Here is a 14,896-nt window from a genome sequence, read left to right as displayed (position 1 = left end):
TATTGTTAGCAACAATCATGGCAGCATTAAATAGGTTTTTAGATATAGAAATTTTTAATAACGAAGTGAAGCACTCTGCTTTCTTCGTTTTTTTGTTTTATCATAGCTACTTTTTTGAGAAGAACAGAGGAGTACGTAGAGGTAATAACGAATAGTTTTATATAGTTAAATTGAATGTTAAACGGAATATAACCGCGACTACGTCTCTGAGGAAACAAAAACCTGGAGGGGGAATGTTATGAGGTTCACACATCTGGAAAAAGCAACAACTGTGCTGTCGGATCATCCGGTACGTCTGAGGTCTGCTTATGCAGTCGGTCCGGTCATGCTCCCGGAAAATTGCGGTGTGGGCAGGGAATGGACAAGTTATTTTGCCCATGAGGAATGGAATTTGGAAAAGGCTTGTGATGAAGAAGGAGTAGAGCTTTCAGCCGGAGGAAAGGCAACTTGCCGATTATTGACCGAGCTGGACCCTCGGACTGCCGAACTAAATCTAGGTGTTTTTCCGCCTTTGGCCGAACAAGAAAGGCTTTTGCTGGTTTCAAATCTTCGTTGTATGGCTGCACAGGAAGTGATTTTCAGACCCTTTGAAGGAACGGGACAAATTTGGATAGATGGCACACTGGTATATGCGGAATCCGGTCCTTTTCGCTTGTATCTGGAGGAAGGCGATCACACGGTAGTTATCATTGCTGCGTTTATTCCCGAGGAGGCCCGCTCTATTCGTATCAGTGGAAATCAGGTATGCGACGAACCAGATGTGACAGAACTGCAACGTGAATTTGTAGAGCGTAATATACGTTTTCATATGGCTTGGTTAGAGGTTGAGAAAAGTGCTGGCAGGGAGGGTGAAGACAGCCCGATCTTATTTTATTTACTGCGTAAGGATCGGATAGATCTTCCCTTAGATCAAACGTTATGGGTCGAGGTAACGAATGATGAAGGCATGAAGCTGGATCGCTTTCCAGCACATTGGGAGCAGGAGCAAAGCTATGACTGGGACGAGGAAAAGGCCAGGAATACGGGAATGCTGCACTTCACCGTTACATATCGGGATCATGAGGCTGTGGAGCATCATTTTGTGTATTCGGCACTTGTGCGGCCTTTGTCAGTCGTCGTGGAGGGCTTGCAGGAAGAGTATGACCGGTACATTCAAGCCCGCGCTATAGATATTCTTCATTCTGCGCAGGAAATACAAATAGAGGGCCTGCTTGAGGAATTAAAAAGGTTAACGGATTTGCCGGAAGATCCTTTTGAAATCTGGGATTACCGGGTTGTACGTGAATATATCAAGCTATTAAAACAAATCTTCACGTGTGGACATGCCGAACAGTCACACTCCCCGTCCTTACTTCAAGAAGAACACATCTTTTTGTCTAATGACGGAATTGGGGAAGGATTTTTTGTCTCCCGTTTGGATAATAGTTTGCAACGCTATACCATTCAGCTTCCCAGAAGCTATTCGACTGACCGACAGTATCCTCTGATCGTTCTGATGCCAGGCAAGCGATATGAACTGGGCTTGCCGGATTTTCAGAATCGAGGTTTTGGGCAAGGCTGGGAAGAGGAAGCTATATTCGTTACTTTTTCATGCCGTGGTGTAACGTTGGGCAGTTATATTGGAGAAGCTGCTTTTTTGGAGGCGCTGGATGTCATACTGCAAGCGTACCGAGTGGACGAAGAGCGGATCTATCTGACGGGTTATTCGAACGGAGCATATGCGGCCTGGGCGATGGCACAGGCTTATCCTTCTCGGTTTGCGGCTATTGCGGTTATCTCTGGAGCGCCACATCCCAAGCATCTGATAAATCTGTTGAATATGCCAATATTGAATGTATGCGGAGATCAGGATTACTTATTTGCACAAGCATACACAGCCCCTGTCACAGAGCTTCCATCTGATCATTTTAAAGGTGTCGTAGAGCGGCAGTCTAATCACTGGGATACGCATGAGCTGAGACTTCTGGACGGCGTACTGGGTTGGCTTATGCAATGGAAAAGGGATGTCGTACCTCAGCGTATTGCCTATCGGACGGAACGGGGTAGACATAACCGGGCTTACTGGCTGGAACTGACGCGAATGGATGAAAATGAGGAATATGCCGAGTTGTACGGTGAAATGAGTGCCACAGGTGAGTTGGATATTGAGGCAGTTCACGCCGAAGAATTTATCATTCATCTTTCTCAAGAGGTCATGCCCTTGGAATTGGCCCAAGTTCGTATCGGAGCCCGTATTTTCGTGTTGGACTTGCGGGAATACAGCCGCTTTCGCTTTGTTAAAACACACTCACATAAACGTCCCTCACCTGAATACCGTTTGATTGCCGAACGGGAGGAAGAAAGCAGTGAATGCTTTTCAAAAGAATCGGATGCCAAAAAGGAAATTGTGGATTCGAAAAGCGTGGGAAGAAACGTTTTGAGCCATGGTATGGGTGTGCTTGACGTTTATATGGATCGTCTTCACATTGTCCTTCCATCCAGCTATGCTACACCGGAGGAAGAGCAGGCGGTGAGACGGACGGCGAACGCCTTGGCTAGCCCACGAACAGCGACTTGGAATCCGTATATCGGTGTTCATTATCCGGTGGTGTCTTCCAATGATATTACAGAGGAAGCACTGGCTGATAGCAACGTGATATGTGTCACTTCGGGCTTATCCAGACATGAGCTGCTTCAGAAGCACCAAGCTGATCTGCAAATTACATGTACGGAGGAAGGGTATACATTGGGCGGCGATTTTACGGCAGGCGAGTATTGTCTGTCATATATTCAACCTAGCCCATGGTCTGCAACCCAGCAAATGCTAGTCGTAGCGACCAATTCCCCCCGTATGTTGGGTAAAAACCTATTTATGCGCAGACTGATTATGCCTGGATATTTTAATGGTTTACACCCATATTTGAATAAAGAGATTATTGTGTATGACAGCAAGGGAGTGCGTGCTTTTAACTTTACTTCCATCAGACATGCGCAGCAAAAACTGCAAGGCCAATAAAGAAGACAGCTAATTAGACACGATAATCCTAAAATAAAAAAACGTCCGGAGTTGGGGAGGGGGACTGACCCCTTAACGTGAGACAAATCAAAACTCCTTCAAGAGAGCTCAACCATGTCGAGATATGGAAGTAGCCTTGTGCGTCCACTTTATTGACAAAGCTAAAAAATGTGAATATCATCATAAACGTTTTGAATCCTTCTTCTATCCAGGGAAAGGCACATTAAGTGCACAGGAAAAGATTAATCTAGTCATGCAATCTATTAATATTATTATAAGATATTTTTTTTGATCTATTTAGAGAGCAAATGCTCTCTCTCCGAAGGAGGGAAAACATAATGGAAAATTCATTTGAAAACAAGTCGGTTATTGTAACTGGTTCGAGTAAGGGGATTGGTAAAGGAATCGCCAAAGTCTTTGCTGAAAAGGGAGCTAAAGTAGCCATTATTTCTCGTAACCTAGATGAGGCCGAGATATGCGCTGCCGAAATCAGAGCATCCGGTGGATACGCGCAAGGCTTTAGAGGTGATGTCACGGATCGATCTTCTATGGAAATGATGGCACATTCAGTATCGGTGGCCTTTAGCGGCATTGATGTGTTGTGTGCTAACTCAGGTATTGCCCCTATGACTACAATTGAAGAAATGGTTGCTGAAGAATGGGATAGCGTGATGAATACTAATGTGCGTGGAGCTTTATTTTCTGTACAGGCTTGTCTGCCATTCTTAAAAAAAGCTGAATATGGAAGAGTGGTGTTAACATCTTCGATTACGGGGCCGGCGACAGGATTTGTAGGATGGTCGCATTACGGTGCCAGTAAGGCTGCCCAACTCGGTTTTATTCGCAGTGCAGCGCTTGAGTTAGCTCCGTTTGGTATTACAATCAATGCGATCATGCCCGGTAATACAATGACTGAAATGATACAAACCTTCCCAGAATACATTGAAACCATGCTTCCATCTATTCCATTGAAACGGTTTGGAACCGTTGAAGAAATGGGACATGCAGCTGCATTTCTTGCCTCTAAGGAGGCTGGCTTCATCACGGGACAAACAATTATTATTGACGGAGGACAGAGCTTGCCTGAATCTTAATAAAAACAAGTTTGTACCAAGAGGAATAAAATGAATCCTTCAAGTAGTCATACCCCTGTCAAGTAGACGAATGAAAAAAGCTAAGCTGCAAGCGCGTGCCGATACTCGATCGGGGCGCGCTTTTTGAGTTTATCCTGAAACCGCTGAGCTTCGCTCCGTCACCAGATTTGAATATCGCTTTTTAAGTAGTCCACCCCTGAGCTATCAAGTAATCTCGTTCTTCTTTGATACTGGAAAAGGAGGTACGTGTACGCCCCTTCATCGGGCTGGATGAACCCTTGCGCCAATCGAGCGGTTCAGCATTTCGAACCTTCTTCACCCAAACTTTGAGTTGGTTAGCCATACGAAAATCCCCTCCAGGTTCACTCATACCCTCATGGTAACACACAAGGTTTTTTTAGAGTGTCTACTTGAAGGGGATGATACCACCCAGGCGATCCTGACGGTTTTTTGCTGCTTTATTGCAGTGGTTTGTCATGGTAATGACGTCATATATAGAAGGGCGTTAGGACAGATCAGTTTTTATACTGCTCCATCAGGTACATGATCTTTACTTCATCGGCCAAATCTCCAAAGGGTTCTAACGGATTCTCTTGAATGATATGATATAAACGCTGGACTCGTTCCTTTGGCAGTTTGCGTACATATCTGGAAATGAAAGCGGCATGGGTGACTACGTAGCGCTTTTTACGGACAGCTGCACTGGCTACGCGGACGAGAATATCTTCGCCCCCTGCCAATTCCAGAATACGGCGCTCATAAAAGACTACGTATCGGAATGTCCGGTCCTTGATCAGCTCACGATTGAGTCTGGCAATCTCTCCGATATATCTGACCATAAGCGGCTCGAAGCTCTTGATCAGGAGAGGATCGAGCGTTAATTCCATGTCTTTGCGGAGAACAAAAGATTGCAGCAGGGCGACCTGCTGGAGCCTTATCCGATCATTGTGAATGAGTACAGCCATCTCACGCAGCATTTCATAGGAGACACGCTCACTGAGCTGCCGCAGGGCAACCGCGTTTTTATGATTAACGTTTAGTCCTTCCTGGATCTGCCCTATACGACCTCTGAACAGACGTATAAGCTGCCTACGCTGTTCATAAGGATAAACACCCTGCTGTAGAAGCACCAAGGGCAGCAGAAAGAACGCACCGACGATACCGCATAGAAACATTTGTTGCTGCGAGTGGCCGAAAAAAACAGTAGCGGCCAGCAATATGACGCCGACGGCAAGGTCTTTACGAAAATAACGTTTGGCTCTAAGTTTGGCATATTGCTCTACAGGAACTAGTGTATCCCGACCACATGATGTACATTTCTCTTCCCAAAGGGCGGTGAATTGTCCACAACGCTTGCAGACTCTTAGCTTTTGGAAGGCGTGCTCTGTGCGGGTAAATGGGCGAAATTGTACAGCTTGTTTGGAACTATTCATTGCGCTCACTTCTCCGGTTCAGCAGTGCCAGAAGCTCGGTGTCGATTTGTGTAATCGACGGGGCGCGTTTTTTATGTATATAGTAAATTAGTGATTTGATGGCGACAAAAAGAAACATAATCGCCAGACATCCGTATGAGATCATAGTGTACTTCCTCTTTCTGCTTGGATTTTTACTTCAATATTTTACATGGGCGGGTTTCGCTACTGTCATTTTTGTCGTATAAAGGAGAAGGCTGGTGCCCGATTGCCCTTGTTGGGGTATAATTATATCATTACTGCAGGATATTGGTAAAATCTCGCGGTATGACAGGCTTTTTGGTTGGATTCAGACCATTTGGGCAGTATTTTCAGCTGGCGTTCATGTAAAACTCATTATAATTTAATAGTAGGGGAGTACAACTGTAATTTAGAATGAGAATTAACCGGCAAAGGGGTACAAGCGATGTTTAGTAGAGACAGAAAATGGTTTTTGGTCATCGGAATCATATGTACAATGATCATGACCTCGATTTTGGCATGGCAGCCACAGATGGCGAATGCCGCTTCGCCCTCTGCTTCTAAGGTGGATGCGGTGCTGGTCGTCGATGTAAGTAATTCAATGAACACCAGTGATCCTGGGAAAATTGGCAATGAAGCCATGAAAATGTTCATTGATATGCTGTCGACGCAAAATGACAAGGTCGGGATTGTAGCGTATACGGATGTCGTACAGCGCGAGAAAGCCTTGCTTAATATTACATCCGAAGCGGATAAGCAGGAACTGAAGACGTTTATTGACGGACTGAACCGGGGGGCGTATACTGACACCTCCGTGGGTGTCAAGGAAGCGATCCGCATTTTGCAAGATGGTAAAACAGCTGGACATGCGCCTATGATCGTCATGTTGGCCGACGGTAACAACGATTTTAATAAGACGACAGGCAGAACCGAAAGCCAATCAGATCAGGATATGGCACAGGCTGTAGCCGAGGCTAAAAATAGCGGCGTTCCGATCTACACCATCGGCTTGAATGCAGATGGGAAGCTGAATAAAAACAAGCTTGCCGACATAGCGCAGCAAACGGGCGGCAAGTCCTTTATTACAAGCTCAGCGGATGACCTGCCGAACATTTTAAGTGAAATTTTCGCCAGCAATTTGAAGTTGAAAGTGGTGCCTTTGCAGTCCATTACGGCAAACGGCGACTATCAGGATGTAACGGTAACCGTACCGAATGATAGTGTGCTGGAGGCTAACATTTCGATCATGTCCTCGAAACCGGTGGATGCGAGACTGATAGACCCGTCGGGCAACACCAAGCCGATTCCTTCGAGCGATGTGCTGCTGTCCAAGTCCAAAAGCTACTCGCTGATTAAACTGCTCAAGCCTGTGGCTGGTGACTGGAAGCTCCAAGTCAAGGGAGTCCAGCAGGATCAGATTGATATTAATCTGGTGTTTAACTACGATCTGGAGCTGAAAATGGACGCACCGTCCGCCAAATCATACAAAAAAGGCGATGCAGTTCAAATTCGTTCCTACCTGACGAGCAATAGCCAGCAGCTTCAGGATCAGGAATTGTATGCGAATATGAATGCTGTTCTGAAGGTCAAGGATCTGGATTCCGGTACAACGAATGAGGTGCCGTTAACCAATGCAGGGGATTCTTTTACCGGTAGCTATACGATTCCAGATGAGCATGACTACGAACTAACCGTTAGAGCAGAGGAGAAGAGCTTCTACCGTGAAACACAGCCTGTAACCATCAGTGCTAAAGCAGGGGCGACGAGCGGTACGAATACAGGCACAACGCAGCCAACAACACCTGCTGAAAAGTCCAAGCTAATGCCACTCATTCTTTTAGGGCTGGGACTGCTCATTCTGCTGGTTGCCGCATATTTCATCTGGAAGGCTGTCAAAAAGGCCAACCGTGGCTTTGTCGGTCAAATCGTACTGGAAATCCGGGATGAGAACACTGGCGAAAAAACGTATCCACAATACAAGAAGCTGAACACCTTCCGGGGCAAATTTAATCTGCACCAGTTGCTGCAACTGGCACCGGAATTTGCTGGAACCGACAAGGTCGTGTTCACACCAGCCAATCAGGATCGTATCATTGTGCGCAGTACCCCCGAGATTACGATTGAGAAATCCGGACGGGCTGTAGACACAGGCAACGGTCTTGAACTCAAAAACGGTGATCGTCTGACCATCCCGTTAGCCAGTGTGGACAAAACCATTTTACTGGAATTTATTTCAGTAAACAGCTAAACGAACCCTTAGGAGGTCATATCTATGAAACCAGTAGTTAGAGAGCATATCCAACAATTAGACGTATCACTCGGCGGGGGGATCGTAAGCGATAAGATCAGAGTTGATACTATTGATAATCCTATTTTAATTATCGGACTCGGAGGCACGGGAATTGATGCCCTTCTCCGCTTGAAATATCAAATTAACCGCAGATTCAAGCTTCCAGCAGATCCGATCTCCAAGAAAAAGAGCGATAAACCGGACAATGTGGAATTTCTCGCTTTTGAAACGAATGAACAAGACCGCAACAAAAAATACAAGGGGATTGGTTTGGACCCCATCAATGAGTTTGTACTGCTATCCAATGCGGAAATCGGCGGATTGCTGCAAAACCGCAGCATTCTTGAGCCGTACATTACCGATTGGCTGTCTCCAGAGCTGAGCATTACCGATGGTATGAACGGGGCGGCAGGGGTACGTCAGGCAGGACGATTGCTGTTGTTCACCAAAATCAATCAGGTCGTACAAAGCATTGACAAAAAAATCAAAACCTTGTCTGAAGGCACCAACAAGAAGCTTATGGTGTTCCTGCTGTCCGGTTTGTCCGGCGGTACAGGAAGCGGTACTTTCCTCGATATCTCATATATCGTCCGAGGAATTATTGAGCGTGACTATGGCTCTGCAGGTGTAGACCGTGTAAATACATTAGGTTATCTGTTTACACCGGATATTAATTTAGCGAACAAAAGCCTGAGCGAGCATACACGTGAATATATTAAAAAGAACGGCTATGCTGCACTGAAAGAGCTGGACTATTGGATGAATGTAGACAGCCGTGGTGAACGCTTTAAGCAACAGTACGGAAATATTTTGACCGTGAACTCGCCGCTTCCGCCGTTTAATCTGTGTCATCTCATTTCGGCCACGAATACGGAAGGCAAGCTGTTGGAAAATGCTTATGATTACTGCATGAATGTCACCGCCGAGAACATCACCAACTTTATGGCGAGTGAGGAAAAACAGTCAGGTGAAGAGTTTGCCATTCATGACTATATCAGCAATATCCGTACCAACATCGCACAAATGAATAAGGCCTATCCGGCAAACTACGATTACAATATTATCGGGGCTTCCTCGGCGGTACTGCCAATGGAGGAAATGACGACATATCTGGCCTATCGAATGTTTGGCAAAATGTCCAAAATGTTTAAGCAATCGCCAAATCAAGAGGATGTAGAGAAGTTTGCCCGCAAGCTGGGCGTGGATCTGGATAGCATGATCAAAAACTTTGAATCCCGTGTACCTGAGCCGCTTCCGGGCTTTGAAAACAGTGAACGGTTGAGTTATAGCAATGTTGTTAAAATGCAAGTTGTCAATATGGACACCGAGCTGGAGCAAACGTTCCTGACGCGTGCCCGCGAAGAGTATATCAAAGCGAAGAAACAGCTTCCTGGCGAAATTACAGGACAGTTTACGGACCAAATCCGCCGGATGTTTCTGCATCCTGAGCAAGGGCCGTTTTATGTATCCCGCATGATTTATACTGAAAAAGGATTTAGCTTGCTGAAAATGCTGCTTTCATATGTTGAGACGTTGCGTGAATCACTGCACCGTATTCCAACGGACATTGAATGGGCGCGTGAGCAGGCGAACGAAAAGCTGGGCGATGCCAAGAGCGCGTTTGTGTCCAAGGATAAAAAGAAAAATGCGTACATTGAAGCGAAAATTAACGAATATTGGCTGCGGGCTGATGTGGAACGTACAGAGCAGCTCATTGAATTTTATGAAGACCTGTATGACCTGTTGAACAAGGAAAATAGCCGCATTTATAATGTATTTACTGAAATTTTGAACGCATTGAGCGCAATTTTCGAGAAGAATGGCGATCTGCTGATTAACGGCGAGGAACAGTCCGATCACAAAGGTAATAAAACGTACTATTGGAATCTGGTAAGTGTACCGGATATTTCTGAAGTTGTGACCAAGCTGCTGGACAACCGCAACGGTGATGATTTGATTCGTGATTTTGCCCAAGAATTGCTGGAAAATTCAGATCAATGGGTGAAGGATCAGGATATGGACATCATTAGCTCAATCTCCAACTTCTTGACTGATAAGTTCGGTGATCTCATTACCCGTTCCATGGAGGATTTCCTCGTCATGAAATACGGGCAAGATGAAGCCATTGAAAAATTTGTGGAGCGCTACATTGCGAGTAAACTGGATGAGGAAGCTGTACCTGTGTTCCATTTGAGCAATAGCTCTGGCAACTTGTACTTCCCATCATGGGGATTCGTTTCAGTACCTGTACAGTCGCCTAATATCCTGAAAGGCGTTCGCAATTATCAAAATAATGCAATTGGCAAATCACACTTTACTATTAAAGAGAGTGAAGTTCGTAACCGGATTTTCTGGCTCAATACGCGTAATGGTGTTCCTCTGTTTGTATATACGCCGCTCAAAGTGTATGAAGAAAGCTATGAAAAAACGATTCTTGACCGCGAAGGTATTGGCCGTCATCTGGTGCAAACAGGTCAGAACAATTGGACTAATCTGCCGTCGCCGATTCCTGAAAAGTCATGGGGCGAAACTTACGTCAATTCGCGTGTGCAAGCTTACAATGCCCGCATTCGTAATGATTTTGACCGTGCCAAGTCACTTGGCGTGATTCGCGAAAAGGATGTCGATCAGAATACGAGCAGCCGCTTCACTGTAATCCGTTCACATGCGCTAGATCTGAATGCGATGCTGGCAGGCTACGATATGCGCTTGCAGGAATCCAAGCCGAATTTGGGTGAAGTCAAAAGAGCATGGTCTGAGTTGAAACGTCTGCTGGCTGAAGGGCTGGAGCAGGCCGGAAGCAAGGACATCTTTGGCAGCATCAATGAAGAGATGGCGAAGGAAAACCTGATCCGTTCACCAGAATTAACACAGGTGGTTCGTGAAGAACTGGCGAAATATACACTAATTGAAGCGAAAGCCGCTGAATTGGAAGCTTTGCTGGGCAAATATCAGGATGAAGAAAAATGGCTGGATCAGTTCATTCAGGCACTCTATACGGACACGATTACGAAAAAAGGTGCTTTGTACGTCTATGATCGCGACGAAGAGGAAGAGGCTTGGGAGCCGTTTGCCAATGTCATGAAGAGCCGTAATTATGTGGAGTTTGAAGTGTTTACAAACTTCCGTGGTTTGGAAGAAAAGAAATTTGCTGCTCTAATGCGCAAGGCGGATCGCCGTGATGCTGTGTTGACTTCATCTGAGGATATTACACCATTGCTGGCGAAGCTGGATGAACTGGCTGCAACTTACACAGAGGCCCGCAATCAATTGGAATATGAAAAGGTGGAGCTCGCTAACGGAGCGGAACTTTATGCATTCTATGCTCAAATGGCTGGAAAATTAAACGACATCCGCAGAAAGTTGAAGTAAAGTATGAGAGAGCAGCTGTTACGTTATGCGGCTGACTATGCAGTCGCAGAGGACCAATTAATCGGAAGCGGAGATGGACGCAGTAGCATCCATTTCCCGTCCGTGTTTCTTTTTATCGGTGATCGCATGAACCCGGTGATGAACACCATTGCAGATATCAACCGGACCAAGTGGGATAACAGCACGGGAGTAACGTATATTCAGATCCGCTCGCAGGAAGAACATGCGGCTGTAGATCGTTCGGTGGATGCTATTGTTCATACGATAGCGGTACCGGAGGAAAGTGGCCACCAAACGATACGCCGTGACTTGCACCAGGCTTTTTATACACATGAATCGCAGCTAATTGAGCTTAACACCGCGTTGCGCCGGGCTAGTGGACATCTGGCAGATTACGGTCGGTTGTATTCTTCGTTCGAGCGTGTTCATTTGTCGATTTTGACGACAGCGGATGACCCCATGAACGTATTAATCCCTGAAATTACGCTGTTGGCGGAGTATATTTTTGCACAGTCTTTTAAATCGGTACAAATGGATCTGTATGTGTTGGTGAATGAAAGCGATCAGGCTGTCCAATTCGGCTACAGTAGTGCAACGTCCGTTGCTTTTATGCGGGAGCTGGACTATATCCAGAGTCCAGAGTATACGTTTACGGCACCGCTTCATATGACTGAGGACAAATTGACCATTCCAGTATCCCATGCTCCATCACCGTTGTTCGATCTCGTCTATGTGCTGTCCGACAAGAACGAACGCGGCGTAACGGTGCCGAATAGCCTGCGGGAAAGCTGTGACATCATTTGCCACATTCAGCTTCTTAAAAACCGCTATCAGGCAGGAGATTCCTATCGGTCACAGGATGGGGGATACAACAATACATCGTTTAAAAACAACATCATGACGGAATCCGGGCGGCAGGGTTATGTGTCGGCTGGATTTTCCCGAGTCAACCGCCCTAACCAGTCAATCGCACTTACGGTGCTGTATCATTTTTATGTGAAGCTGCTAGAGCGTATGAGAACAGAGCAGGAGTGGGACATACGCGATAAGCTGAATTATTTTGGTTTAGATGCTGCTGAGCGCGGTCGCACGCGAAATGATCTCGTTCCTGGTAATGAGGCGATCACGGACATGAGCGCACTGATGACCAGCGGAGCCAGCTACGGCTCCTTGAAGCGAATGACATTACGTGAGGCGGAGGGAGCCTTGTTCGGTCAGGGCTGCGAAGCCTTTTTCCGCGATAACTGTGAACGGATTATGCACAAACGGTTGGGAGATTTTCAGGCGGAATCAGGTCTGCAGTTGGCTGTGAATGCAGCTTCCAAGGAATATCCTGAAATCGGCTTATTCGAGTTGACAGACTGGACGGATGAAAATAAAACAGGAAATGTGCTTACGGCCATTCGGGGGCTGATTCGGGATACGTCCAATGACTTGCAGATTAGTACCGCTGAACTGGACGCCCTGTATAGCGGTCAGGTGGAGGACCAGCCTTTTCAACGACTGCCACTCATGGATAAGCATAATGTGCGCAGCTTGATTCGTTACCTGACCGAGACGGTTTACGGGCACAAACTGCACATGCTGCGAATTCAAGCCGATTTGGAGCTGCTTCGTCGCTATGAACTGGCACTAGAAAAATGGCATGCACAGGCGAAGCATATTACAGTACAGCTTTCCAGCCTGGAGCGTGAACTGCATCAAGCTGCAACGGATAGTATTCGGCAGGCTGATAGTTACACAGGTCAAAACCTGTTCGAGTATTTCGAGCGTGTGACGGAGGATGTCATGCGTGAGCTGGAGAGCAAGCGGGGAAAATCTATATTCTTTGATACCCGGCATATGGGGCCTGTATCCGGATTGCTGGACGGGGGCCTGTCCGCATTGGTGGATCGACTTACGCAGACCTGTCGAACCTTGATTCTCAGTTCACAGCCGTTTAATCAGACCTTCGAAGAAGAATTATTGCGGCGTGCCAATGTAGCTGCTGCATATGAAAATCGGCTGGTCGTTCCGAAGGATGAGCTGTTTAAGAAACTGTATCAAACGTTAGAGGAACATGGTGGAATTAACGTACGTTTGCTCGACTATACCCATGAGCATCGGTATGAAGAAAAGTACTTCTTTGGTGACTACGAAGGCGAATTTCTTCCTTATGCGATGGATGTGGACATTACTTCGCGTATTTACAAGCTGGGTTTTGTACATGAGCGTCGCAGCAGCGGGGTGGAAAAGCTGCATTTGATGGGCGGCTTCCATCTGGAGGATCTGATGGTTTACCGCAACGGCAAAACGTATTATGAGACATATACTGCGAATGGTTTCGTGTTTCACGGAATCGACGTGGACCGGTTGCCGGAATTGCGGTAGCCACATATTCATCCTACTTTAATGATGGAAGGAAGCAACGATTCTTATGAAGCAACGTAAATTTAACGTTCTCCTATTACTGTTCGGCTTGTTGGGTGCTGTAGTAGGCTTCATCTTGGGAGAGCTTATTCTTCACAAATTGATAGGGCACTGGCCGCATATCGTCGTGATTGGGCTGTATTTTGGCATCATGGCACTGTGCATTGGCCTAGGTTGTCTGATTGGCGAACTAATTTCGCCACAGTTAAATGGGCATTCATGGCGGCAGCGCTACTCCGGGTTATCCTGGAAGTTACTGGTGCCTGCTACACTAGTGATGTTGTTCGTGGCAGGTCTGCTATTGGAGTTGGGCTATCAGGTTAACCCTGAAGGGCGCAAGAGCGTACAGGACCTCGTGCTTGTGATTGATAATTCCGGGAGTATGCAGCAAACAGATCCCGATAATGAGCGCCTAACGGCTGCCAAGAGTCTGATTGGCCAAATGGATGGAGACAAGCGGGTAGCCATTGTTTCATTTGAATCTGCTGCGCAGTTGGTTCAGCCATTTACTCCCATTGGCACAGATGCAGAGAAGCAAGCGGTTTATTCCAAAATCGATAGTATGCAGACTATAATGTCAGGCGGTACAGAGATCGGGCTTGCTTTGGACGAGACGATCAAAGAGATTGAAACCCAAGGTAATGCAGAAAAAGGTTCTCTCGTTATCATGCTCTCTGATGGCTTTAGCGATCTGGATACCCAGACAGCATTGGCTCCTTATATCGCCCGCCAGATTCCGATTAATACGATCGGGCTGAAACTGGCAGAGTCGGATGGTATAGCCTTATTGCAAAATATTGCTGACCTGACGGGCGGAACTTATTCTAATGTAGCCAATGCCCAAGGACTTACTCAGGCGTTCGGAAAAATATATAACAAAATCGGTGATCGCACACTGGTAACGGAGCGGACAGGTGAGTATGCCGACAGTCTGTATTTTGCTATTTATCGCGTAACGGCGCTGGTCATTATCGGCGCTTTATTGGGATTGGCTCTTGGGCTGATGTTCGATAACCGTTTTCTCGCACGGAATTTTGCGATTGGAGGAGTCCCGGCAGGCTTGCTCGCTGGTTTTATTTTGGAAAAGGGACTATCTGGCTCGCCTATAGGCGACTTGATGATTCGTTTGGTGGCAGCGCTCGTACTGGCAGCCCTTATTGCTGTCTTTTCGCTTGTTCTGCCGATTGCGGAAAATACTCGCCGATCTTCCGGTGGAGGAAGTCAGGGTGCGCCATCAGGACGCCGGAGAGGGGCACCGGAAGCCCCGACGCGCAATCGACGCAGCAGTGGATTTTAGAACGGG

General features: G+C 46.6%; 9 protein-coding genes. 6 read left to right on the top strand and 3 right to left on the bottom strand.

All coding sequences use genetic code 11. From position 1 onward, the window contains the following. Positions 1-238: 238 nt before the first annotated feature. Both BM358_RS00340 and fabG read left to right on the top strand, forming a co-directional pair. The gene (locus tag BM358_RS00340; protein ID WP_028542363.1) at positions 239-2,995 is read left to right on the top strand and encodes a PHB depolymerase family esterase; all 2,757 of its coding nucleotides are present in this window, start codon (positions 239-241) and stop codon (positions 2,993-2,995) included. A gap of 338 nt (positions 2,996-3,333) precedes the next feature. Further along, positions 3,334-4,089 (top strand): 3-oxoacyl-ACP reductase FabG, encoded by a 756-nt coding sequence (gene fabG / locus BM358_RS00335; RefSeq protein ID WP_028542362.1) that lies wholly within the window; start codon positions 3,334-3,336, stop codon positions 4,087-4,089. Between the two features lie 181 nt (positions 4,090-4,270). On the opposite strand, the gene BM358_RS00330 is transcribed toward fabG, so the two are convergent. From BM358_RS00330 to BM358_RS26335, 3 genes are all read right to left on the bottom strand, one after another. Then, positions 4,271-4,432, bottom strand: a complete 162-nt coding sequence (locus BM358_RS00330; RefSeq protein WP_023988383.1) for a hypothetical protein — start codon at positions 4,430-4,432, stop codon at positions 4,271-4,273. Positions 4,433-4,604: 172 nt separating this feature from the next. Further along, positions 4,605-5,522, bottom strand: coding sequence for a hypothetical protein (locus BM358_RS00325; protein WP_028542361.1), 918 nt, complete (start codon positions 5,520-5,522; stop codon positions 4,605-4,607). Continuing rightward, a complete protein-coding gene (locus tag BM358_RS26335) occupies positions 5,515-5,667 on the bottom strand; it encodes a hypothetical protein (RefSeq protein ID WP_023988385.1) in 153 nt (50 codons plus the stop codon). The genes BM358_RS00325 and BM358_RS26335 overlap by 8 nt, the downstream gene beginning before the upstream one ends. A gap of 300 nt (positions 5,668-5,967) precedes the next feature. Here BM358_RS26335 and BM358_RS00320 point away from each other — a divergent pair, with 300 nt between their 5' ends. Genes BM358_RS00320 through BM358_RS00305 form a run of 4 tightly spaced genes read left to right on the top strand, consistent with a single transcriptional unit; the run spans position 5,968 to position 14,890 of the window. Beyond that, the gene (locus BM358_RS00320) at positions 5,968-7,770 is read left to right on the top strand and encodes a vWA domain-containing protein (protein ID WP_023988386.1); all 1,803 of its coding nucleotides are present in this window, start codon (positions 5,968-5,970) and stop codon (positions 7,768-7,770) included. A gap of 24 nt (positions 7,771-7,794) precedes the next feature. After that, entirely contained in the window at positions 7,795-11,184 is a 3,390-nt protein-coding gene (locus BM358_RS00315) for a tubulin-like doman-containing protein (protein WP_028542360.1), read from the top strand. Between the two features lie 3 nt (positions 11,185-11,187). Beyond that, entirely contained in the window at positions 11,188-13,554 is a 2,367-nt protein-coding gene (locus BM358_RS00310; protein WP_028542359.1) for a hypothetical protein, read from the top strand. Between the two features lie 46 nt (positions 13,555-13,600). Then, entirely contained in the window at positions 13,601-14,890 is a 1,290-nt protein-coding gene (locus tag BM358_RS00305) for a vWA domain-containing protein (protein WP_023988389.1), read from the top strand. Positions 14,891-14,896 lie beyond the last annotated feature (6 nt).

Source organism: Paenibacillus sp. cl130, from assembly GCF_900116035.1.
Classification (GTDB): Bacteria; Bacillota; Bacilli; order Paenibacillales; family Paenibacillaceae; genus Paenibacillus; species Paenibacillus polymyxa_B.
The sequence above is the reverse complement of the archived record's forward strand: the minus strand, read 5'-3'. Positions and strand labels throughout refer to the sequence as shown.